The sequence below is a fragment of the Micromonospora desertarenae genome, from assembly GCF_056150265.1.
On the sequence record NZ_JAXCFQ010000010.1, the window covers coordinates 113,765 to 136,127 of the forward strand.

The 22,363-nt window shown below is 75.8% G+C and carries 21 protein-coding genes; 17 read left to right on the plus strand and 4 right to left on the minus strand.

Translation table 11 applies throughout. The annotated features are described in order from the left end of the window. The first annotated feature begins 25 nt into the window (after nt 1-25). The 12 genes from SM577_RS21060 to SM577_RS21115 all read left to right on the plus strand — a co-directional run bounded on the left by SM577_RS21060 (nt 26) and on the right by SM577_RS21115 (nt 14,259). Complete coding sequence (locus SM577_RS21060; RefSeq protein ID WP_474587781.1) at nt 26-1,714, plus strand: glycoside hydrolase; 1,689 nt, start codon at nt 26-28, stop codon at nt 1,712-1,714. 222 nt (nt 1,715-1,936) lie between these two features. After that, nucleotides 1,937-3,868, plus strand: coding sequence for a hypothetical protein (locus SM577_RS21065; RefSeq protein WP_474587843.1), 1,932 nt, complete (start codon nt 1,937-1,939; stop codon nt 3,866-3,868). 90 nt (nt 3,869-3,958) lie between these two features. Then, nucleotides 3,959-4,510 (plus strand): acyltransferase, encoded by a 552-nt coding sequence (locus SM577_RS21070; protein WP_474587782.1) that lies wholly within the window; start codon nt 3,959-3,961, stop codon nt 4,508-4,510. Beyond that, nucleotides 4,503-6,107, plus strand: a complete 1,605-nt coding sequence (locus SM577_RS21075) for a lipopolysaccharide biosynthesis protein (protein WP_474581979.1) — start codon at nt 4,503-4,505, stop codon at nt 6,105-6,107. The genes SM577_RS21070 and SM577_RS21075 overlap by 8 nt, the downstream gene beginning before the upstream one ends. Nucleotides 6,108-6,110: 3 nt before the next feature. Continuing rightward, nucleotides 6,111-7,469, plus strand: coding sequence for an O-antigen ligase family protein (locus SM577_RS21080; RefSeq protein ID WP_474587783.1), 1,359 nt, complete (start codon nt 6,111-6,113; stop codon nt 7,467-7,469). Beyond that, nucleotides 7,466-9,049, plus strand: coding sequence for a lipopolysaccharide biosynthesis protein (locus SM577_RS21085; RefSeq protein WP_474587784.1), 1,584 nt, complete (start codon nt 7,466-7,468; stop codon nt 9,047-9,049). The genes SM577_RS21080 and SM577_RS21085 overlap by 4 nt, the downstream gene beginning before the upstream one ends. Before the next feature lie 8 nt (nt 9,050-9,057). Further along, nucleotides 9,058-9,960: a sulfotransferase family protein gene (locus SM577_RS21090; RefSeq protein WP_302921460.1), complete on the plus strand. Its 903-nt coding sequence runs from the start codon at nt 9,058-9,060 to the stop codon at nt 9,958-9,960. Next, nucleotides 9,957-11,219 (plus strand): hypothetical protein, encoded by a 1,263-nt coding sequence (locus SM577_RS21095; RefSeq protein WP_474587785.1) that lies wholly within the window; start codon nt 9,957-9,959, stop codon nt 11,217-11,219. The genes SM577_RS21090 and SM577_RS21095 overlap by 4 nt, the downstream gene beginning before the upstream one ends. A gap of 216 nt (nt 11,220-11,435) precedes the next feature. After that, complete coding sequence (locus SM577_RS21100; protein ID WP_302921140.1) at nt 11,436-11,918, plus strand: UDP-N-acetylglucosamine--LPS N-acetylglucosamine transferase; 483 nt, start codon at nt 11,436-11,438, stop codon at nt 11,916-11,918. 80 nt (nt 11,919-11,998) lie between these two features. Next, nucleotides 11,999-12,628 carry a glycosyltransferase gene (locus SM577_RS21105; protein WP_474582038.1) on the plus strand — a complete coding sequence of 210 codons (630 nt, stop codon included), beginning with the start codon at nt 11,999-12,001 and terminating at the stop codon, nt 12,626-12,628. Then, the gene (locus SM577_RS21110; RefSeq protein WP_474581983.1) at nt 12,625-13,545 is read left to right on the plus strand and encodes a glycosyltransferase family 2 protein; all 921 of its coding nucleotides are present in this window, start codon (nt 12,625-12,627) and stop codon (nt 13,543-13,545) included. The genes SM577_RS21105 and SM577_RS21110 overlap by 4 nt, the downstream gene beginning before the upstream one ends. Before the next feature lie 60 nt (nt 13,546-13,605). Beyond that, entirely contained in the window at nt 13,606-14,259 is a 654-nt protein-coding gene (locus tag SM577_RS21115) for a class I SAM-dependent methyltransferase (RefSeq protein ID WP_302921142.1), read from the plus strand. Between the two features lie 34 nt (nt 14,260-14,293). Here SM577_RS21115 and SM577_RS21120 read toward each other — a convergent pair whose 3' ends face one another. Further along, nucleotides 14,294-15,574, minus strand: coding sequence for a cation:proton antiporter (locus tag SM577_RS21120; RefSeq protein ID WP_474581984.1), 1,281 nt, complete (start codon nt 15,572-15,574; stop codon nt 14,294-14,296). A 110-nt stretch (nt 15,575-15,684) separates the two neighbouring features. On the opposite strand from SM577_RS21120, the gene aroC reads away from it, so the two are divergent. Both aroC and SM577_RS21130 read left to right on the plus strand, forming a co-directional pair. After that, nucleotides 15,685-16,863, plus strand: coding sequence for a chorismate synthase (aroC, locus tag SM577_RS21125; protein WP_302921144.1), 1,179 nt, complete (start codon nt 15,685-15,687; stop codon nt 16,861-16,863). 197 nt (nt 16,864-17,060) lie between these two features. Further along, nucleotides 17,061-17,576: a shikimate kinase gene (locus SM577_RS21130; protein WP_474587786.1), complete on the plus strand. Its 516-nt coding sequence runs from the start codon at nt 17,061-17,063 to the stop codon at nt 17,574-17,576. Nucleotides 17,577-17,619: 43 nt separating this feature from the next. Here the strand turns inward: SM577_RS21130 and SM577_RS21135 are convergent, their stop codons facing one another. Further along, on the minus strand, nt 17,620-18,348 hold the full coding sequence (locus SM577_RS21135) for an alpha/beta fold hydrolase (RefSeq protein WP_474581986.1): 729 nt from the start codon (nt 18,346-18,348) through the stop codon (nt 17,620-17,622). An 80-nt stretch (nt 18,349-18,428) separates the two neighbouring features. Between SM577_RS21135 and SM577_RS21140 the strand changes: the two genes are divergently transcribed. Next, nucleotides 18,429-19,394, plus strand: coding sequence for a helix-turn-helix transcriptional regulator (locus tag SM577_RS21140; RefSeq protein ID WP_302921147.1), 966 nt, complete (start codon nt 18,429-18,431; stop codon nt 19,392-19,394). Here SM577_RS21140 and SM577_RS21145 read toward each other — a convergent pair. Further along, entirely contained in the window at nt 19,383-20,162 is a 780-nt protein-coding gene (locus tag SM577_RS21145; protein WP_474581987.1) for a cytochrome c oxidase assembly protein, read from the minus strand. The genes SM577_RS21140 and SM577_RS21145 overlap by 12 nt on opposite strands. Then, nucleotides 20,159-20,683, minus strand: coding sequence for a DUF2243 domain-containing protein (locus SM577_RS21150; RefSeq protein ID WP_302921149.1), 525 nt, complete (start codon nt 20,681-20,683; stop codon nt 20,159-20,161). Before SM577_RS21150 ends, SM577_RS21145 begins: the two co-directional genes overlap by 4 nt. Before the next feature lie 131 nt (nt 20,684-20,814). Here SM577_RS21150 and aroB point away from each other — a divergent pair, with 131 nt between their 5' ends. Then, nucleotides 20,815-21,891: a 3-dehydroquinate synthase gene (gene aroB, locus SM577_RS21155; protein ID WP_474581988.1), complete on the plus strand. Its 1,077-nt coding sequence runs from the start codon at nt 20,815-20,817 to the stop codon at nt 21,889-21,891. Continuing rightward, the gene (gene aroQ / locus SM577_RS21160) at nt 21,888-22,319 is read left to right on the plus strand and encodes a type II 3-dehydroquinate dehydratase (RefSeq protein ID WP_302921151.1); all 432 of its coding nucleotides are present in this window, start codon (nt 21,888-21,890) and stop codon (nt 22,317-22,319) included. The genes aroB and aroQ overlap by 4 nt, the downstream gene beginning before the upstream one ends. The last annotated feature ends 44 nt before the right edge of the window (nt 22,320-22,363 follow it).

Here is a 22,363-nt window from a genome sequence, read left to right on the forward strand (position 1 = left end):
ACCACTTCGGACACAGGGAGTCGCGTTGGCTCGGCCCGGACTGCACCGCCGCCCCCGGCTCGATGGCCCCCGCCGCAAGGCGCTGGTACTGAGCGTCCTCGGCGTCTTCGTGGTGGCCGGCCTGCTGGCCACCACCGTGCCGTTGCTGGCCGCCGACGACCTCGCCGTCCCGGCGGGCGCGGACACCACCGCCACGGCGGTGCCGCAGGACGGCGACAACGGCGCGAAGAGCACCCTGGCCACCTGCCCGGCCCGCTGCGACGGCAACCCCCGGGGTGCCCGGGAGGCCGTCCTCGCGTTCACCGTCGGCGACCTGCCGGCGAACGCGGTCAACGTCCGCGCCACCCTGCGGGTGTACGCCTGGCAGCGGTTCGCCGCCACGGTCACCGCGCACGCGTCCGCCATCGACGCCCGGCCGGCCCGCCCGGCCCCGGCGCCGGCGGGCGCCAGCCTGGACAGCGTCGCCGGGGTGGCCCGGGGGTTCAACGAGTGGGACGTCTCGGGGCTGGTGCGCGGCAACGGGACCTGGACGGTGGCGCTGGCGCAGACCGGCCTGGAGACCCGGGTCTACTGGGCGTCGAGCGAGCACCGCGATCCCGACCTGCGCCCCCGCCTGCTGCTCAGCTACGACGTCGGCACCCGGCCCAGCCCGACCATGACCGCCCCGGCCACCCCGTCCGCCGGGCCGACGACCGCCGCCGGGCGGCCGAGCGTGAGCCCGAGCCCGACCCGGAGCACGCCGAACCCGACGCCGAGCACGCCGGCCGGCCGCTGCGGTCAGGTGTCGGAGAAACTGGTCCCGTCCTGCGGTGCCTGGTGGGGGATGTACACGCCGGCCAGCGCCGCCACCGGCTGGGACCACGGCCGGGCGGTCGCCGAGGTGGAGGCGCAGGTCGGCCGGAGGTTCGACATCGTGCACCGCTACCACGACTTCTCCGGCACCGGCAGCAACGGCGCCTTCCCCGACGCGTACGAGCGGCAGCAGATGCGCGAGGGCCGGCTGCTCTTCTTCGCCTGGGAGTCCCGGATCTTCTCCGCCGGCACCGTGCTGACCTGGCAGGACGTCTACAGTGGCCGGTACGACGCGACGATCGACGCGGTCGCCGGCCGGATCCGGGCCGCCGGCGTGCCGGTCTTCCTCGGCTTCGACCACGAGCCGGAGGACGAGCCGGCCAAGGGCAGCGACGCGGACTTCGTCCGGGCCTGGCGACACGTGCACGACCGGTTCGCCGCGGCCGGTGCGCACAACGCGGTGTGGGTGTGGACGATGATGGGCTGGTCCGGCCACCACCACCGCTACGCCGGCCTCTACCCGGGTGACCGCTACGTCGACTGGGTGGCCTACGACCCGTACAACTTCCACGTCTGCAACGGCAGCACCGTGTGGAAGAGCCCGGCCACCACGGTCGGCGGCTTCTACCGCTGGCTGGACGAGCACGGCGTCGGCGCCGGCAAGCCGCGGATGCTCGCCGAGTTCGGCACCAACTTCGACGCGGCCGACCCGACGGCCAAGCGGCGCTGGTTCGAGGAGTTCCCGGCGGCGCTGAAGGCGCACCCGAAGATCAAGGCGGCGATCTACTTCAACTCGGCGGGGATGACCACCCGGTCGAGCCGGTGCGACATGACGATGAACCACGACGCCGCGGCGCTGGCCGGGTTCATCCGGGCCGGGCAGGACCCCTACCTGCGGCAGCCCACCGGCGGCGGTCGCTGACCCTGCGTGGCGTCGTGATGACGTAAGGTGGCGCGAGGTCCTTCCGACATCCGCAGGCGCTCGCGCTGCGTCACCTTGGCGACACGATGGCCGGCCAATCGGCGGATATCGCCCACCGTGCCCGTCGGGTCACGCTACGTGGGTTGTCGTCCACCTTGGAGGCGCCGCGTGCCCACACTCCCGCTCTCCCGGCGTTCCGTCGGCTGCCGCGCCCGGGCCGGGATGGTCGCGCTGGCGGTCGTCGCCGCCGCGCTGGTCGTGCCGGCCCCGGCGGCCGCCGCCGTGGTGCCGGCGCCCGCGCCGGCGACCCTGGTCGCGACCAACCCCGCCGACCTGACCCCGCACGCCCGCGACGGCGAGACCCGCGCGTTCGCCCAGGTCGGCACCATGGTCTACGTCGGCGGCAGCTTCACCCAGATCCGGCGGACCGCCGGCGCGGCGTGGACCACCCAGCGCTACCTGTTCGCGTACGACCGGGCCACCGGGGCGATCTCGACCAGCTTCCTGCCGGTGCTGGACGGCGCTGTCAACGCGCTGGTCGCCGGGCCGGGTGGCACGCTGATCGTCGGTGGCACCTTCACGACCGTCAACGGGGTGAGCCGGCGCAACCTGGTGGCGCTCAACCCGAGCACCGGGGCGATCGTCGGCGGTTGGGAGGGGCGCTCCGACGGCGGCACGGTGCGCGACCTCGTGCTGCGCGGCAACTGGCTCTACGTCGCCGGCGCGTTCAACTGGCTCAACGGCACCGCGCACGCCGGGCTCGGCCGGCTCGACGCCACCACCGGCGCGATCGACCCCACCTTCACCGTCGACGCCACCGTCGGCCGGCACGGCACCGGGTCGTACGTGTGGACCATCGACGTCACCCCGGATGGTCGCACCCTCGCCGTCGGCGGCAACTTCACCCTGGTCGACGGCCTGCCGCGCAACCAGCTCGCCCTGGTGGACCTCGCCGGCACGCCCACCGTGCGGGACTGGAGCACCGAGAAGTTCGCGCCACCGTGCGCGGCGCCGGCCACCTTCGTGCACTACGTGCAGGACATCCGCTTCGGCGCGGACGGCAGCTGGTTCGTGGTCGGCACGAACGGCGGCGCCGGCTGGCCGGCGGCGTACTGCGACGCGCTGGTCCGCTTCGAGACCGCCGCCCGCGGCGGGGGGCAGCTGGCCACCTGGGTCGACTTCACCGGCAACGACACCATCACCTCGGTGGAGGTGGCCGACGGGGTGATCTACCTGGGCGGGCACTTCCGCTGGCTGAACAACCCGAACGCCAGCGACCGGGCCGGCGACGGCGCGATCGACCGGCTCGGCATCGCCGCGGTCAGCCCGGCCACCGGCCTGCCGGTCAACTGGAACCCGCGGCGCAGCGGCGGCGCGTCCCTGCCGCCCGGCACCAGCGCCTGGGGTTCGGCGGTGCCGGTGCTCTGGCGGGGCAGCGACGGGCTCTACTTCGGGCAGAACTCGGACGGGATGGGCGAGGAGTACCACGGCCGGCTGGGCATGTTCCCGCTCGCCGGTGGGCGCGCCGTCACCCCGAGGAACCCGCCGACGGCGACCACCGGCAACCTCTACCTCGGCACCGGCAGCGGCGTGCTGGCCCGGGTGCCGTTCGACGGCACGTCGGTGGGCGCCCCGGCCACGGTGAGCCAGCCGAACTACACCGCCGCCGGCGCGACCTGGCGGGTGGCCGACCGGATCTACTGGTCCCACGCGGTGGCCGGCACGCCCACCGGCAGCCGCATCGACATCTCCATGTTCACCGGCGGCGCCATCGGCGTGCCGTGGGAGGCGTCCGGCTACAACGACTGGTTCAACCCGGCGGCGATGACCGGCGCGTTCTTCCTCGACGGCCGGCTCTACTACACCCGGGCCGGGGCGAACGCGCTCTACTACCGGTACTTCGAGATCGACGGCAACTACCTGGGCGCCACCGAGTTCAGCTTGCCCACCACCGGGGTGACCTGGTCGGCGGTGCGGGGGATGGCCTGGGTGGGCGGGCGGATCGTCTACGGCGCCACCGACGGGACGCTGCGCGCCGTGCCCTTCGACCCGTCCGCCGCCCCGGCGGTCGACGGCGCGGCGGCCACCGTGATCGCCCCGCCGGCACCCGGGCTGAGCTGGTCGACCCCGTCGATGTTCTTCTCCGTACAGTGAGCGGCTACGGTTCGTAACGGAAAGTCGGTATGGTGCGCGTCGGGCCGGTGGATCCACTGTGATCGGTCCCCGCGAGGTGAGGAGGGGCCGGTGGTCGGCGCGGGCGGCATCCGCCGGGGCCTCGTGGTACGGACGGTCTTCGCTGTCAAGCGCGGCTGGTACCGGCTGCGCTATCCCGGGCTGACCCTGGGGCGCGGCGTGGAGATCCGCGGCCGGATCCGGCTGCGCCGCGGGGTGCGGGTCAGCATCGGTGACCGCACCCGGCTGAACAAGCTGGTCCGGTTCGCCGGCCCGGGCGAGGTCCGGGTCGGCGCCGACTGCCTGCTCAACGCGACCTGGATCGGCGCCTGGAGTGCGGTCACCATCGGCGACCGGTGCCTGCTGTCGAACTGCGAACTGCTGGACAGCGATTTCCACAACCTGTCCCCGGACCTGCGACACGACCCGCCCACCCCGGCCACCCGCGCCCCGATCGTGGTCGAGGAGAACGTCTGGATCGGCGCCCACGCCCTGGTGCTCAAGGGTGTACGGATCGGCCGGGACAGCGTGGTGGGCGCGGCGACGGTGGTCCGCACGGACGTGCCGCCACGGGTGGTGGTGGTCGGCAACCCCCAACAGATGGTGAAGAAGTTCGATGGCTGACGCTCCTGGCGGCTCCTGGCCCGGCGACGGCGCGGGCGGGTCCCCACCCGGCCGCACGGTCACCCTGACCGACCTGCTCCGCGTGCCGCTGCACCGGTTCCGGCTGGTGGCGGTGGCGGCCGCGGTCGGCCTGCTGGCCACCGCGGGCTACCTGCTCCTGGTCCCGGCGGCGGTGACCGCCAACGCGGTGGTGGCGGTCCGGCCGGTGGTCACCGACGCCTTCACGCCCAGCGGGGCCGCCGCCGACCGGGCGGTCAACATGAACGTGGAGAGCGGCATCGCCACCGGCACCGAGGTGGTGCAGCGGCTCGCCGACGCCGGTGGCCGGGACCCGCGCGAGGTGCGTGACGCGCTGGAGGTGGAGGTGCCCACCGGCGGGCAGATCCTGCGCTTCGTCTACCGGGCGTCGGACGCCCGGCAGGCGGTGGAGAGCGCCAACCTGGCCGCCCGCGCCTACCTCGACGTGCGCCGCACGATGTACGAGAAGCAGCGCGCGGAGATGCTGCGCTCCTACGACGACAGCATCGCCCGGGTCGCCGCGCAGCAGAGCGCCCTGCAGAAGCGGATCGGCGCCGCCCGGGACGGCGCGGTCGACGCGGCGGTGGCCGAACTCGCCGGCATCAACAACCAGCTCACCCAGCTCAACGCGGCGCGTACCGAGATCGCCGCGGTGGACGTCAACCCCGGCTGGGTCACCCGGACCGCCGACCGGACGCTGGTCTCCGCGACCGGGCACCGGCCCCTGCACCTGCTCGCCGGGCTGCTCGGCGGCCTGCTGGCCGGGGTGGTGCTGGCCTACGTCCGGGAGTCGGCGGACCGCCGGATCCGGTCGGTGGCCGAGGCGCGGGACGCCACCGGGCTGCCGCTGCTCGGCACCGTGCGGCGCCGCCACCCGCGCTCCCGGGGGCGGGCGGTCGACGCCGACGTGCGGTATGTGGCGATGGCCGTCGCCGAGCGGGTGCGCCAGCCCACCCGGGTCGCGCTGCTGGCCCCCCGGGAGGACGCCACGGCGCTCACCGCCGGCCTGGCGGTGGCGCTGGCCGCCGGCGGCCGGGAGGTCTTCGTGGCCGACGACCACGGCCGCGCCGAGCGGTTGCGCGGCGCCGTGCTGGCCGACCGGGCGCGGCTGCCGATCGGCGTCGACCCGGCCCGCCCGGCGGTGCCCCGACCCCGCCCGGGCGGCTCGGCGACCGGCGGCGGCCCGGCCCGGCCGGCCCCGGCCCGGCGGCCGTCCCCGCACCCGGTCGGCGCGCGGCCGTCCACCGAGTCCGACGCCACGCTGACCCTGCCCCTGACGGCGGACACCGCCGACACCGGCAACGGCCGGACGCCGGGTGCCGACGCGGTGCCGGTGGGCGCCGGCAGCGTGCGGTTCGGCACCTGGCGGCAGTGCGCCGGTCACGGGCTGGTGCTGTACAACGCGCCACCCGCGGAGTCCGACGAGCGGGGGGTCGCGGTGGCCCGGCAGGGCACCGCCGTGGTGGTGGTCGAGCGGGACCGCACCCGCCAGGGCGACCTGCGCCGGCTCGCCGAACGGCTGCGCGCCGCCGGGGTCACCCCGCTGGGGTTCGTGCTGACCCGCAGCGGTCGGGGCTGACCGGTGCCGCTCACCCGGGCCCCGGCGACCACCGAACCGGCCGGCGACGGCCCGGGTACGGCACCGGCGCCGCCGCCGGACCCGCCGCCGCCCCGGCTGCCGCTCTGGCCGCTGGCGGCGATGTTCGGCCTGGTGCCGCTCTGGTGGCTGGCCGGCGGCTTCTACCTGGGCTGGCCGCTGTTCGGCGCGCTGCTGTTCGCGCTGCTGCTGACCCGGGGCCGGATCCCGCTGCCGCCGGCCACCGGGCTCTGGCTGCTCTTTCTCGGCCTCGTCGTGGTGAGCGCCACCCAGTTGCCGTCGGGCTCCGCGCTGCTCACCTTCGGCCTGCGGCTGGCCTTCTACCTCACCGCGCTGGTGGTCGGCGGCTACGTGTACGCCGTGGCGCGGGAGCGCCCCGACCAGGCGGCCGTGCTGGTCCCGCTCTGCGCGTTCTGGCTCGGGCTGGTGGTGCTGGGCTGGCTGAGCGTGCTCGCGCCGCGGTTCGCGCTGACCACGCCGACCGAGGTGCTGCTGCCCGCGGGGATCGCCGGCCACCCGTTCATCCAGGACATGGTCCACCTGACCACCGCCGAGTACAGCACCCGGTCGCTCGATCCGATCTACCGGCCGGCCGCGCCCTTCGCGTACACCAACAACTACGGCAGCGCGTTCGCGATGACGCTGCCCTGCGTGGTGGCCTTCACCATGCTGCGCCGCCGGGGCGTGCTGCGCTGGGTGCTGCTCGGCTCGCTGCCGGTGTCGCTGGCGCCGGCGTTCCTCACCCTCAACCGGGCGATGTTCCTCAGCCTCGGCGCGGGGTTGGCGGTGCTCGGCGTCCGGGCCAGCCTGCGCGGCAACGTGCGGGTGGCCGCCTCGCTGGCCGGGGTGGTGGTGATCGGCGCGCTCGCCGCCCTGGTCATCCCGATCGCCGACCTGATCGACGAGCGGGTCGAGGCCAGCGACACGAACGCCGACCGGCTCTCGCTCTACGCCGAGGTGCTCCGGCGGATCCAGGACTCGCCGTGGCTCGGCTACGGCGCACCGGTCACCGCCGATACGGTCACCGCCGCCGCGCCGGTGGGCAGCCAGGGTCAACTGTGGCTGGTGCTGTTCAGCCACGGCGTCCCGGCGCTGCTCTGCTTCCTGGCCTGGTTCGTGGCCGCCGCGGTGAACTGTGCCCGGGCCACCTCGGCGGCCGGCCAGTGGCTGGCCGTCGTGCCGGTGGTCTGCCTGGTGCAGATCCCGTTCTACGGCATGGCCAACCAGAACCTCGCGGTCGCCTTCTTCGCCATCTCGTTCGCCCTGGCGCTCACCGAGCGGGAACGGCGGGCCGGCGCCGAGCGGCGGGCGGGGCCGGGCTCCGCGGAGGCGGTGCCGGCATGACCGCCACCACCCGTCCCGTCCCGCCCCCGCCAGCCGGCGCCGACCGTACGGCGGAGACCCGGCGCAGCGCCCGCAGCGGGGCGGCCGGGCTGGTCGGCGCGGCCACCAGCGGGCTGTTCGGCTTCGTCCTGGCCGTGGTGATCACCCGCGGCTACGGCACCGCGGGTTCCGGGGCGATCTTCGCCGCGATCGGGGTGGTCACCGTCGCGGCGGCGATCTGCACCCTCGGCGCGGAGACCGGGCTGATGTGGGCGCTGCCCCGGCGGCGCGCCGGGGCCGGGGGCGACGCGGCCCGGCTGCTCCCGGTGGCCCTGGTCCCGCCGCTGCTGGTGGCGACCGCCGTGGCGGTGGCCGGGGTGCTCGCGGCGGGCCCGCTCGCACCTCGCCTGCTGGGCCCGGACACCGCCGCCGGGCCACTGCTCGCGGTCACCTTCGCCGCCGTGCCGGTGGTGGCGGCGACCATGCTGCTGCTCGCCACGCTGCGCTGCGTACGCCCCGTCCGGGCGTACGTCGGGGTGCAGTTCCTCCTGCTCCCGGTGGCCCGCCCGGCGCTGGTCGGCGCGGCGGCGCTGACCGGCGCCGGGCTGCTCGCCGGCATGACCGGCTGGCTGCTCCCGGCCGCGGCGGCCCTGCTGGTCTGCCTGGCCCTGGTCGCCGGCCCGCTCGGGCTGGGGCGCGGCGCGCGGCTGCGGCCCGAGCCGGGTGACTGGCGGCTGTTCTGGCGGTTCGCGCTGCCCCGGGCCGCCTCGGCCGCGATCGACGCCGGCAGCATGTGGGTGGGGGTGCTGCTCACCTCGGTGCTGGCCGGCCCGGCCGACGCCGGCGTGTTCGGCGCGGTCGGCCGGTACGTCCTGGCCGGACAGTTGGCCATGCAGGGGTTGCGGGTGGCGGTGTCCCCGCAGCTGTCCCGGCTGCTCGGCCGGGGGGAGCGGGCCGCCGCGGCCGCCGTGCACCGGCAGCTGACCACCTGGGGGCTGGTGCTGTCCTGGCCGGTGTACCTGCTGCTGGCGGTCTTCGGGGTGGCGTTCCTCGACCTGTTCGGCGCGGAGTTCCGGGCCGGCGCGGCGGCGATGACCGTGCTCGCCCTGGCGATGCTGGTGAACACCGGGGTCGGCAACGTGCAGAGCCTGCTGCTGATGGGTGGACGCAGCGGGCTGCACCTGCTCGCCACGCTGGCCGGGCTGCTGGTGACCGTCTCGCTCGGGCTGTGGCTGATCCCCGGCCACGGTGCCACCGGCGCCGCGCTGGCCTGGGCGGCCGGCATCGCCACCGAGAACCTCACCGCGTACGGCTGCGCCCGGGCGGTGGTCGGCGAGCCACTGCTGGACGCGGCGCTGCTGCGGGCCGGCGCGGTCACCGCCGCCGGGGTGGGCGCCGCCTCGGCCGCCGGGGTGCTGGCCGCCGGGCGGGGCATCCCCGGGCTGGTGGTGGCGGCCGGGCTGCTCGCGGCCGGCGCTCTCGGCTCGTCGACGTTTCCCCGGGTGCGGCGCGGCATCCGGGTGACCATCACGCAGATCCGTGGGCGGGAGGGGCCGGCCCGGGCCAGCCGACCCGCCCCGGCCTCCACGAAGGGCAGGTGACGGTCGTCGTGTCGTCCATCCGGGACCGGGTGAAGCAGATCGTGCCGACCCAGGTGACCAACCGGGTACGGGAGAGCCTCGTCGACTACGGGGTGCGCACCAGCGACCGGCGGCCGTTGCCGGACTTCCTCATCATCGGCACCAAGCGGGGCGGCACCACCTCGCTCTGGAACTACCTGCTCCAGCATCCGCTGGTGCCCCGGCTCTTCCCGGCGTGGAACACCAAGAGCGCGCACTACTTCGAGGAGAACTGGGGGCGCGGGGAGGCCTGGTACCGGTCGCACTTCCCGACGGTGCGGCAGCGCGAGGCGCTGGCGCGCCGGCACGGCGGGCCGGTCCGGGTCGGCGAGGCGGCCCCGCTGTACATGTTCCACCCGCTCGCCGCGGGGCGGGTCGCCGCGCTGATGCCCGAGGTGCGGCTGATCGTGCTGCTCCGGGACCCGGTGGAGCGGGCGTACTCGCACTGGAAGGAGCGCCGCGCGCAGGGCGTCGAGCCGCTGGACTTCGCCGCCGCGCTGGCCGCCGAGGCGGAGCGTACGGCGGGGGAGCGGGAGCGGCTGATCGCCGAGCCGGAGTACGTCAGCCGCGCGTACGACTGGTACAGCTACCGGGCCCGGGGCCGGTACCTGGAACACCTGGAGCCGTGGCTGCACCGCTTCGACCGGTCGCGGATCCTGGTCCTGCCCAGCGAGCAGCTCTACGCCGACGCCCGGGCGACCTACCACCGCACCCTGGACTTCCTCGGCCTGCCCCGGTACGACCTGCCCGACTTCAAGGTCTACAACGACCGCCGCTCGGCGCCGCTGGATCCGGCGCTGCGGGCGGAGCTGACCGAGTACTACCGCCCGCACAACGCGGCGCTGCGGCAGCGGCTCGGGCTGGACCTCGACTGGCCGGAGCGGGCGGCGTGACCGCGCCGGGCGGCACCGGAGCCGATCCCCGCTCCCGGGCGGACGGGCTCGGCTGGGTCACCCGCGCGGTCTTCGGCGACGAGCGGATCGGGTTGGCCGTGGACCGCCCGCCACCACCCGGGCACCGCGCCGTTGCCCGGTACGCGGTCGTCCCGTCGGTACGCCGGGCCCGGTTCCTGCTGCCCCTCGGCGCGCCCCGGGTCACCGCCGCCGCGCTGCTGGCGTACAACGCGCTGCGTCCGCCCGCGGTGCGCGCGGCGCGGGCGGTACTCGGCGGGCTGGCCCGGGTCGGCGTGCTGGACCGGGCGCCGTTTCCCACCCTGACCGTGTCCCTGCCCGCCGGGCTGGTCCCGGCCGACGTGCTGCTGGCGCAGCGGCTCGCCGCCGCCCTGGACGGCGGGCCCGGGTACGCGGCCTGCGGGGTCCGCCCGCCGGACCCGAACCACAAGCCGACCCTGCAGCTCTTCGCCGCCGACGGGCGACCCCGGGGCTACGCCAAGATCGGCTGGAACGGCGCCACCCGGGCGCTGGTCACCGCCGAGGCGGCCGCGCTGCGCGGCCTGCCCGCGCTGGCCGGCGTGCCCGGGCACCCGGTGGCGCCCCGGCTGCTGACCGAGACGTCGTGGGCCGGGCAGGCGGTCGCGCTGGTGGAGCCGCTGCCGCCGGCGGTGCGCGGGCTGCCGGTCGGCGCCCCGCCGGCCATCCCGGCGCTGCTCGCGGTGGCCCGCCGGGGCCGCCCGCCGGCGCCACCCCGACCGCTCGCCGGCTCGGCGTTCCTGGCCCGGCTGGCCGGCACGGCCCGGCGCGCCGCCGCGGCCGATCCCGCCGGTGCCCGGGCGGTCGCCGCGGTCGCCGCGCTGGCCCACCGGCACGGCGACACCCCTGTCGAGTTCGGCCACTGGCACGGCGACTGGGTGCCGTGGAACCTGGGCCGGCACCACGGCCGGCTGGTCGCCTGGGACTGGGAGCACAGCGGACCGGACGTGCCGCTCGGCTTCGACCTGGCGCACGACGCGTTCCAGCGGGCCGTGGTGCTGCGCGGCGAGCCGGTCGCGGCGGCCGCGCGGGCCGTCGACGCGTGGCTGGCCCGGCACGGCGCCGCCCTCGGGCTCGACCCGGCCGCCCGCCGGCTGGTGGCCGACGCCTACCTGGTGGAGATGTGGCTGCGGAGCTGGCGGCTGGCCGACGCCGGCGCGGGTTGGAACCGCACCCTCCATCCCGCCCTGCTGGACGTCGTCGCGGAACGACATGGCGGTTGATCGTACGAATCCGCCATGACCGCAGGTCAGACCAATGGCGGACAGTGACGGGAGAGCCGCAGGCCGTTACCATCGCTGGGGGTGACGGTCGGGCGGCGGACCTCCTCCACCTGCAATGGAGATGCAGCGTTCGCCGGTCGCCGGAACCGGCCGGGGGAGTGTCATCGCGTCGGCGTCGCGCCGACCGTGGATCCAAGCGAACTTCTGGGGACTCGCGTGGAGCAGAACATCGAGGACGCCGCGGACCCGCCGGTCCTGCTGCTGGTCGGGTCCAGCGGCGGGCACCTGGCCCAGCTGCTGGCCCTGCGCCCCTGGTACGAGCAGTGGCGCCGCTGCTGGGTCACCTTCGACACGCCCGAGGCGGTGTCCCTGCTCGCCGGTGAGGAAGTGGTGCCGGCGCACCACCCGACCACCCGCAACCTGCCCAACCTGCTGCGCAACGCGGTGCTGGCCCGGCGGGTGCTACGCCGGCGGCGGGTCGCCGCGGTGGTGACCACCGGCGCCGGCGTGGCCGTCCCGTTCGTCGTGCTGGCCTGGCTGCGGCGCATCCCGACGGTCTACATCGAGGTGTACGACCGGATCGACACCCCGACGCTCACCGCCCGGCTCTGCCGGCCGTTCCTGTCCGCGATGCTCGTGCAGTGGGAGGAGCAGCGCCGGCAGTACCCGGAGGCGACGGTCGTGGGGACGCTGCTGTGAGCGGGGCCGCCGACGCGGCGCCGGCGCACCGGTTGGCCCCGGGCCGGCCGGAGCAGCGGCCGGCACGGCCGGTGGACCGGATCGAGCCGGCGAAGCAGGTGCCCCGACCCCGCGACCCGGCCGAGGTCGCTCGGATCCACCTGCTGGTCGCCGTCGGCACCGACCGGCACCCGTTCGACCGGCTGGTCGACTGGTTGTGCGAGTGGCACGCGGAGGTCGCCGACCGGGTCGACCTCACCGTCCAGCACGGACACACCCGCGCCCCGCGGCTGCCCGACGCGGTGCCCTTCCTCTGCCACGACGCGTTGCAGGCCGCGATGGCCGGGTCCGACCTGGTGGTCTGCCACGGCGGCCCGGCGACCATCCTGGAGGCCCGCCGGCACGGCCACCTGCCGATCGTGGTGCCCCGCGACCCGGCCCACGGCGAGCACGTCGACGACCACCAGCAGCTGTTCTGCCGGCGGCTCGGCGCCGCCGGCATGGTGGCGCTCTGCGAGTCCCGGGAGGAGCTGCGCGGCGCGCTCGGCAGCGGGCTGGCCGATCCGGACCGGTTCACCGTCTCGACCGACGCCGCCGCGGCCGACGCGCAGCGGGCCGCGGTGCGGCGGGTGGGGCGGATCGTGGAGGAGCTGGTGGCCGCGTCCGCGCGGCGGCGGCACCGGGCGTGGTGGCGGTGGACCCGGCCGGGGCGCGACGGAGCACGGCGATGACCGGGCCGCCGAGCGTGAGCGTGGTGGTGCCCACCCGGGACCGGCCGGAGCTGCTGCGTGCCGCCGTCCGGGCGGCGCTCGACCAGGACCATCCCGGCCCGGTCGAGGTGGTGGTGGTCCACGACCGGTCCGAGCCGGACGCCACGCTGGCCGACCTGGGCCGTCCCGGCCGCCCGGTCCGGGTGCTGCGCAACCGGCGCACCCCGGGGCTGGCCGGCGCCCGCAACACCGGCACGCTGGCCGCCGCCGGGGAGCTGATCGCGTTCTGCGACGACGACGACGAGTGGCTGCCCGGCAAGCTGCGGGCCCAGGTCGGGGCGCTGGCCGCGGTGCCGGGCGCGCAGTTCGCCTGCTGCGGCATCCGGGTCAGCTACGACGGGCGGACCGTCGACCGGTCGCTGCCCCGCGACTCGGTCACCCTGACCGACCTGCTCCGCGACCGGATGACCGAGCTGCACCCCTCGACGTTCCTGATCCGGGCCGCCGCGCTGCGCGACGGGTTCGGGCTGGTCGACGAGGAGATCCCGGGCAGCTACGCGGAGGACTACGAGTTCCTGCTCCGGGCCGCCCGCAGCGCCCCGCTGGTCAACGTGCCCACCCCGTACGTGCTGGTGCGCTGGCACCGGCGGTCCTACTTCGCGCAGCGCTGGGACACCATCGCCGAGGCGTTGCAGTGGCTGCTGGCCCGCTATCCCGAGTTCGGCGCCCAGCCGGCCGGCGAGGCGCGGGTCGCCGGGCAGATCGCCTTCGCCCGGGCCGCCGCCGGGGACCGCCGGGCGGCGGTGCACTGGGCCCGCCGGACGCTGCGGCGCAACCCGCGCGAGCCGCGCGCCTACCTCGCCCTGGCCGTGGCCGGGCGGGTGGTACGGGCCGACGCGGTGCTGCGCACCCTGCACAGACGCGGCCGGGGCATCTGAGCCCTCCCTGCCCGGGGCCGTTCGTCGAGCCCACCCGACCCAGGAGAAAGAGGACCCCGGATGGCACTGCACTCGCTCAGGTTCCGGCTGGTCGACTCGCCGACCTCGCTCGGCGCGAAGCGACGGGCGCGCCGCGCCGCGTGGCTGTCGGACACCTTCCCGAACCTCGCCGAGATGACCGTCCTGGACCTGGGCGGGCGGGTGGAGAGCTGGGCGCGGGTGCCGGTCCGCCCGGCCCGCGTGCACGTGGTCAACCTGGAACCGCTGCCGGCCGCGCTGCCGGACTGGGCGGAGGCGGACCACGCGGACGCCTGCGAGCTGCCCGAGCGCATCCTGAACCGCCGCTACGACCTGGTCTTCAGCAACAGCGTGCTGGAGCACGTGGGCGGGCACGAGCGCCGCCGCCGGATGGCCGAGGCGATCCGCGGGCTGGCGCCGGCGTACTGGGTGCAGACCCCATACCGGTACTTCCCGATCGAGCCGCACTGGGTGGCGCCCGGCATGCAGTTCCTGCCGGTCTCGGCGCGGGTGCTGGTGGCCCGGAAGTGGCCGCTGGCCTACACGCCGGGCAAGTCCTACCAGGCGGCGATGCGGCAGGTGCTCACCACGGAACTGATCGGCCGGGCCGAGCTGCGCTACCTGTTCCCCGAGGCGGCCATCCGCAACGAACGGCTGGCCGGGCTGACCAAGTCGCTGATCGCGGTCCGGGCCTAGGCCGGCCGGTTCGCCGCGCGGGCCGCCGCCGTGGTCAGCGCTGCCGGTCCCGGCGCTGCGTCGACGCCTGGCGCAGCCGCTCGTACCAGGCGGGCGTGGTGGCCGGGTCGAAGATCCGGGCGATCACCAGGTCGGTCGAGGAGTGCGCCAGGATCGACAGCACGATGGTCAGCGCCACCAGGTGGAAGACCTCGTCCCCGGCCGGGATGCCGGCCTCCAGCACCAGCAGGCCGTAGACCACCGAGGCGAAGCCCTTCGGGCCGAACCACATCGCGGCGAACTGCTCGGTGCGGGTCAGGTGCGAGCCCAGGAACGACACGGCCAGGGCGAGCGGCCGGGCCGCCACGATGGCGAGCACCGCGAAGATCCAGCCGGTCCAGGCGATCTCGCCGAGGAACTCGAACGAGATCAGCGCGCCGAAGACCAGCAGCGCGACCAGCTTGAACAGCTCCGCGACCAGCTCGCCGAAGTGCTCGAAGCTCTCCCGCTGCCGCTGGCCGAAGGTGGCCACCGTGACGCCGGCGGCGAACGCGGCGAGGAACAGGTTGGCGTGGGTGACCTGGCCGAGCGCCAGCACCAGCAGGCCGATCGCCACCCCGTTCAGCGGCTCGTACTGGGTGGAGGCGGAGAAGAACCGCAACCGCTCCAGCCGCAGCGCCAGCCACGGCACCGCCACCCCGATCACCACGCCGAGCAGCAGTTCCATGCCCAGCTCGTCGAGGTGCAGGTCGCCGGAGCCGGCGGCCACGGCCAGGAAGAGGATGACGAACGGCAGCGCCAGCCCGTCGTTGACCCCGGACTCGACGTTGAGCAGGTGCCGCAGCCGGCCGGGCACCCGCTCGTTGCCGACCAGCGCGGCCGCGAACACCGGGTCGGTGGGAGCGAGGATCGCCCCCACCAGTAGCGCCTCCGGCCAGTCCAGCCCCGCCACGTAGCGGGCCAGCAGCGCGGTGATCAGCAGGGTCAGCGGCAGCCCCCAGCCCAGCGCCCGGCCGGGCAGCCGCCAGGCCGACCGCAGGTCGGCCCAGCCGACCCGCATGCCGTCGGTGAAGAGCACCGTGAACAGCGCCAGCTCGGCGAGGGTCGACACGATCGGGGTGTCGGGCGTGATGTCCAGCACCCCGGTGGTCTCCGGGCCCAGCACGAAGCCGGCGACCAGGAACAGCACGGCGGTGGAGAGGATGGTGCGGTGCGCCAAGCTGGAGAGCAGCACGGCGAGCAGCAGGACGGCCGCGAACGCGAAGAGCAGCACCGGTGACTCCCGAGGAAGGGTCGATGAGGGACCTGCCGACCAGACTTCCCGGCGCGCCGCCATGATCGTACGGGTTCATCGCGCGACGTGGTGCCCGGCGGGGCGCCGTCCGCTGGGCGGGACGCGGCGGGCGCGCCGTCGCGGCGACCACCGGCCGTGACAGACTGAGCGCTGTGTTGCGCTGGTTGACTGCAGGTGAGTCGCACGGTCCCGCCCTCGTCGCGCTGCTCGAGGGGGTGCCCGCCGGGGTCGAGGTGACCACCGGCGAGATCGCCGGCGAGCTGGCCCGGCGCCGGCTCGGCTACGGCCGGGGCGCCCGGATGTCGTTCGAGCAGGACGAGGTCGAGATCATCGGCGGGCTCCGGCACGGCGCCACCCTGGGCAGCCCGGTGGCCATCCGGGTCGGCAACTCCGAGTGGCCCAAGTGGCAGACGGTGATGGCCGCCGACCCGGTCGACCCGGCGGAACTCGCCGGGCAGGCCCGCAACGCCCCGCTGACCCGGCCCCGCCCCGGCCACGCCGACCTGGCCGGCATGCAGAAGTACGGCCACACCGACGCCCGGCCGATCCTGGAGCGGGCCAGCGCCCGGGAGACCGCCGCCCGGGTCGCCGTCGGCACCGTGGCGAAGGCGCTGGTGCGGCAGGCGCTCGGCGTCGAGATCGTCTCGCACGTGGTCGAGCTGGGCCCGGTCGCGGTGAAGCCGGGGCTGCGGCCCCGCCCCGAGGACGCCGCCCGGATCGACGCCGACCCGCTGCGCTGCCTCGACCCGGAGGCCAGCGCCCGGATGGTGGCCGAGGTCGACGCCGCGAAGAAGGCCGCCGACACGCTCGGCGGCGTGGTCGAGGTGCTGGCGTACGGGGTGCCGCCGGGGCTGGGCAGCCACGTGCAGTGGGACCGCAAGCTGGACGCCCGGCTGGCCGCCGCGCTGATGTCCATCCAGGCCATCAAGGGGGTCGAGATCGGCGACGGCTGGCAGCAGGCCCGCTCCCGCGGCTCGGAGGCACACGACGAGATCATCCCCACCGCCACCGGCGTGCGGCGGGTCACCGACCGGGCGGGCGGGCTGGAGGGCGGCATCACCACCGGCGAGCCGCTGCGGGTGAAGGCGGCGATGAAGCCGATCTCGTCGCTGAACCGGGCGCTGGCCACCGTGGACGTGACCACCGGCGAGCCGGCCACCGCGATCAACCAGCGCTCGGACGTCTGCGCGGTGCCCGCCGCCGCGGTGGTCGCCGAGGCGATGGTGGCCCTGGTGCTGGCCGAGGCGGCGGTGGAGAAGTTCGGCGGCGACTCGGTCGCCGAGATGCGCCGCAACCTGGCCGGCTACCTCGATTCCCTGGTGATCCGGTGAGCGCGAGGAGTGCAGCGCAGCGGAGCCCCGCAGTCGCGAACGAAGGGCAACTCCGGTGAGCGCGAAGAGTGCGGCGCAGCGGAGCCCCGCGGTCGCGAACGAAGGGCAACTCCGGTGAGCGCGAGGAGTGCGGCGCAGCGGAGCCCCGCGGTCGCGAACGAGGGGCAAACCCCGGTGAGCGGCCGGAGCGTGACCCGGTGACGGGGACGACGCGGCCGGTGTGCGTGCTGGTCGGGGCGCCGGGGTCCGGCAAGACCACTGTCGGCCGGGCGCTCGCCGACGCCCTCGGGGTGGAGTTCCGGGACACCGACGCCGACATCGAGCAGCTCGCCGGCAAGCCGATCCCGGAGATCTTCGTCGACGAGGGGGAGGCGCACTTCCGTACCCTCGAACGGGCGGCGGTGGCGGCGGCGCTGGCTTCCTGCTCCGGCGTGCTCGCCCTCGGCGGCGGCGCGGTCCTCGCCGAGGAGAACCGGGCCGCGCTGATCGGGCACCCGGTGGTGCACCTCTCGGTCGAGCTGCCGGACGCGGTGAAGCGGGTCGGGCTCGGCGCGGGCCGCCCGTTGCTGGCGCTCAACCCGCGGGCCACCCTCAAGCACCTGATGGAGCAGCGCCGCCCGCTCTACGCCGAGGTGGCGACCGCGACGGTGGTCACCGACGGGCGGAGCCCGGAGGAGATCGCCGCCGAGATCGTCGCGTTGCTCAAGCGCTGACCGGCGGTCGCCGGCCCGACGGGCGGGCCGGCGACCGCGCGGGTCAGCCGTGGGCGATGGTGTCGAGCACCGTGGCGAGGCCCTTCGGCTCGCTGAGCATCGGCCAGTGGCCGGTGGGCAGGGCGTGCAGCTGGCCACCGGCCAGCCCGGCGAAGAACGGGTGTCCCTGCGCGATCATCTCCTCCACCATCGGCAGCGGGAACGTGCTGGCGACCAGCGCGGTCGGCACCGCCCGCCCGCCGGTGCGCCGCACCGGCTCGGTGGCGGCCCGCAGCGGGTGCGGGGTGGCCCGGGCCCGCAGCAGCGCGAGCGCCGCGTCGTCCAGGCCGGCCAGGTTCTCCGGGTCCGCCGCCGGGTCCCAGGCCGGCGGCGGCAGCAGGTGCCCGTCGCCGATCTGCGCGCGCAGCCGCTCCTGCTCCTCCGGCGGGTTGCTGTCGAACTGGGACATCCCGTCGGGCATCGGCCCGCTCTCCACGTAGACCACCCGGGCGATCCGGTCCGGGATCCGGTCCGCGGCCTGGGTCACCGGCAGGCCGCCGCCGGAGTGCCCGACCAGCAGCACGTCGCGCAGGTCCTCCACCTCGATCAGCCGGACGATGTCGGTGGTGTGCGTCTCCAGGCCCACCTCCGGCCCGGCCAGGTGGGCCCGTTCGGCCACCCCGGTCAGCGTGACCGGGTAGACCTCGTGGCCCTGGCCGCGCAGCGTGGCGGCCACCTCCCGCCACGCCCAACCACCCAACCAGAACCCCGGCACCAGCACGAACGTCGCCATCTCGATCTTCCTCTCTCGTGACTCCCGGATAGCGTACGATCGAATCCGGACGACTTCCGCCCGGTTTTTAGGAGTGTCCCGTGTCACATCCCGCCGGTCGGGTGCTCGGGCTGCTGGAGCTGCTGCAGAGCCACCACCGGCTGACCGGCGCCGAGTTGGCCGCCCGTCTCGGCGTCGACGAGCGGACCGTGCGCCGCTACGCCACCACGCTGGCCGACCTCGGCATCCCGGTGACCGCCGACCGGGGCCGGTACGGCGGCTACCGGCTGCGCCCCGGCTACAAACTCCCGCCGCTGATGCTCACCGACGACGAGGCGGTGGCCGTGCTGCTCGGCCTGGTCGCCGCCGAACGGCTCGGGCTGGGCACCGAGGAACCGGCCACCGCCACCGCGCTCGCCAAGATCCGCCGGGTGCTGCCGCCGACGCTCGCCGACCGGCTCGCGGCCGTCCAGGAGCACCTCGGCTTCACCCTGCGCCGCGCCGACCCGGCGGTCCGCCCGGCCACCGGGACGCTGCTCGCCCTGGCCGCGGCGGCCCGGCAGCGGCGCCGGGTGCGGCTGGACTACCGCTCCTACGCCGGCGCCGCGTCCCGCCGCCGGCTGGACCCGTACGGGCTGGTCTTCCACGCCGGCCGCTGGTACGTCACCGGCCACGACCACCTCCGGGCCGAGGTGCGCACCTTCCGGCTGGACCGGATCGGCGAGGTGGTGGCGGAGGCGGAGACCTTCGAGGTGCCGGCCGGGTTCGACCCGGTGGCCCAGGTGACCCGCTCGCTGGCCGGGGTGCCGTACGCGCACGACGTCGAGGTGCTGCTGGAGACCGACCCGGACACCGCCCGGCGCCGGATCCCGCCCAGCGTGGGCGAGCTGACGCCCACCGCCGACGGGGTGCTGCTGCGTACCCGGGCGGAGCGGCTGGACGGGATGGCCCACCTGCTCGCCGGGCTGGGCTGGCCGTTCACCGTGCTGCGCCCGGACGCGCTGCGCGACGCGGTGACCGAGCACGCCCGCCGGCTGGCCGACTGGGCGGGCCGGTCAGCCGGCTGAGGCCGGCAGGGGAGCCCGGGCGTGCCGGGGCTCCGGCCGCCAGGTGACCAGCAGCGCCAGGGCGACCAGCAGCTCGGCCAGGTCACCGCCGTAGTACATGACCGTCGCGGCAGCGCGCAGCTCGGCCGCCGGGGCGGTGACCTCCACCAGCAGGCCGGCGTAGAGGAGCTGGGCGAGGGTGGCGTGCCCGGCCACCGCGACGCCGAGCACGACCAGCCGGACCGGCACCCGCGCGCGGTGCGGACCCGGGTCCGGGCCGGCGATCGCCCAGGTGAAGAGGTAGCCGCTGAGCAGGAAGTGCAGCAGCACCAGGTGGTGCAGGACCGGGTGGGTCAGCGTGGCCCGGTACAGCGGGGTCAGATAGAGCACGTAGAGCCCGCCCACGGTCAGCAGCAGGCCGGTCACCGGATGGGTGAGCACGCCCACCGCCGGGCGGCGCAACAGGCGGACCACCGCGCGTCCGGCGCGCCGGTCGACGACCCGCAGCGCCAGGGTGGCCGGCGCGCCCAGCGCCAGGCCGAGCGGCGCGAGCATGCCCAGCAGGAGGTGCTGCCACATGTGCGCGGCGAGGCCGTGCCCGGGCAGCGCCAGCGCGACGGCGGCCGCCGCCGCGCCCGCGCCGAAGCTCGCCGTCCGCCAGTGGCTCCACCCGGCGCGGTCGGCGGCCCGCTCGCGCAGGGCCGCCGCCAGGTAGACCCAGAAGAGCACCGGCGGTACGAGCAGCAGCGGCCCGATGGCGAGCCCGGGTCCGGCGTGCTCGGGGGTCATCGCCGGTCGTCGGCGCAGAGGTCCACCACGGTGCCCCGCCGCTGCACCAGCCAGCCGACCGCGATCAGCACCACGCCGAGTGCCAGGAAGCCCAGGTCCCACCAGGTCTGGTGCGGGCCGGCGCGGACGTGGTGGATGCCGAGCAGGTGGTGGTCGACGATCCCCTCGACCAGGTTGAACAGGCCCCAACCGACCAGCGCCCAGCCCCACAGCACCGGCGAGCGCCACAGCCGGCCCCGGGACCGGGTGACCCGCGAGTACAGCATGGCGAGGCCGGTGAGCACGGCCACCCAGGTCACGACGTGGAAGATGCCGTCCCACAGGGTGTTCATCTCCAGTCCCGCGACGGTGTCCACCGGATACGGCCGGATGCCGACGTTGTCCGTGTCGGTGCTGCTGAGCAGGTGGTGCCACTGGAGTACCTGGTGCAGCAGGATGCCGTCGACGAAGCCGCCCAGCCCGACCCCGAGGACGGTGGCGGGCAGCCGGATGTCTCCGCCGTCCAGGGTGGTTCTCGCCATCGGGCACCTCCGCGGGGTTCGGTTGGGCACTCGTTGCCCGGCACGAACCGGACTAAACGCGCGGACGGCTCGGCGGTCACCTGGTGGACAGCCCGGCCCGGCGGCCGGCTCGCTCGACTAGGCTGCCGGCGATGGACGAGGTGACCCGGATCCCGGTCGGCGGCGAGCGCCCGTACGACGTACTGGTGGGACGCGACCTGCTCGACCCGCCGCCGCGGCTGCTGCCCGGGGCGACCCGGGTGGCGCTGCTGCACACGGCCCCGGTCAAGGCGCTGGCCGACGCGCTCGGGGAGCGGCTGCGCGCCGCCGGCGTGCGGCCGCTGCCGATCGAGGTGCCGGACGCCGAGGCGGCCAAGCAGATCGAGGTGGCCGCCGCCTGCTGGGACCGGCTGGGCGAGGCCGGGTTCACCCGGGACGACGGGGTGGTCGGGATCGGCGGCGGCGCGGTCACCGACCTGGCCGGGTTCGTCGCGGCCTGCTGGCTGCGGGGGGTGCGCTGGGTGCCGGTGGCCACCTCGCTGCTGGGCATGGTCGACGCCGCGGTGGGCGGCAAGACCGGGATCAACACCGCGGCCGGCAAGAACCTGGTCGGCGCCTTCCACCCACCGGCCGGGGTGGTCTGCGACCTGTCCACCCTGGACAGCCTGCCGCCGGCCGAACTGGCCGCCGGGATGGCCGAGGTGGTCAAGTGCGGCTTCATCGCCGACCCGGTGATCCTGGAACTGGTGGAGCGGGATCCGGCGGCCGCCGTCGACCCGACCGGCCCGGTGGCCCGCGAGCTGATCGAGCGGGCGATCCGGGTCAAGGCCGGCGTGGTCTCCGGCGACCTGCGCGAGTCCGGAGTGCGCGAGGTGCTCAACTACGGCCACACCCTGGCGCACGCCATCGAGAAGGTGGAGGGTTACCGCTGGCGGCACGGGCACGCGGTCGCCGTCGGCCTGGTCTACGCCGGCGAGCTGGCCCGGCTCGCCGGCCGGCTCGACGAGGCCACCGCGCGGCGGCACCGCACCGCCGTGGCGGCGCTCGGCCTGCCCACCGGCTACCGGGCGGACGCCTGGCCGGAGCTGCTGGCCACCATGCGGGTGGACAAGAAGGCCCGGGGCGACCGGCTGCGCTTCGTGGTGCTCGACGGGCTGGCCCGACCGGCGATCCTGGAGGGCCCCGACGACGAGCTGCTGCACGCCGCCTACCGCGAGGTGGCCCGGTGAGGGTGTACGTGCTCAACGGGCCCAACCTGGGCCGGCTCGGCACCCGCGAGCCGGAGGTCTACGGCGCCACCACCTACGCCGACCTGGTGGCGCTCTGCGAGGCGACCGGCCGGGACCTGGGCCTGGACGTGACGGTGCGGCAGACCGACGCCGAGCACGAGCTGCTCGGCTGGCTGCACGCGGCCGCCGCCGAGGGGGCCGCCGTGGTGCTCAACCCGGCCGCCTGGTCGCACTACTCGTACGCGGTCCGGGACGCCTGCTCGATGCTGCGCGGGCCGCTGGTCGAGGTGCACATCTCCAACATCCATGCCCGGGAGGAGTTCCGGCACCACTCGGTGGTCTCCGCGGTGGCCACCGGGGTGATCTGCGGCCTGGGCGTCGACGGCTACCGGCTGGCCCTGCACCACCTGGCCTCCCGCCTCGGCTGACGAGCGGCGGGCCCGGCCGGGTCGGTCACCGTGCTGGCCCGGTG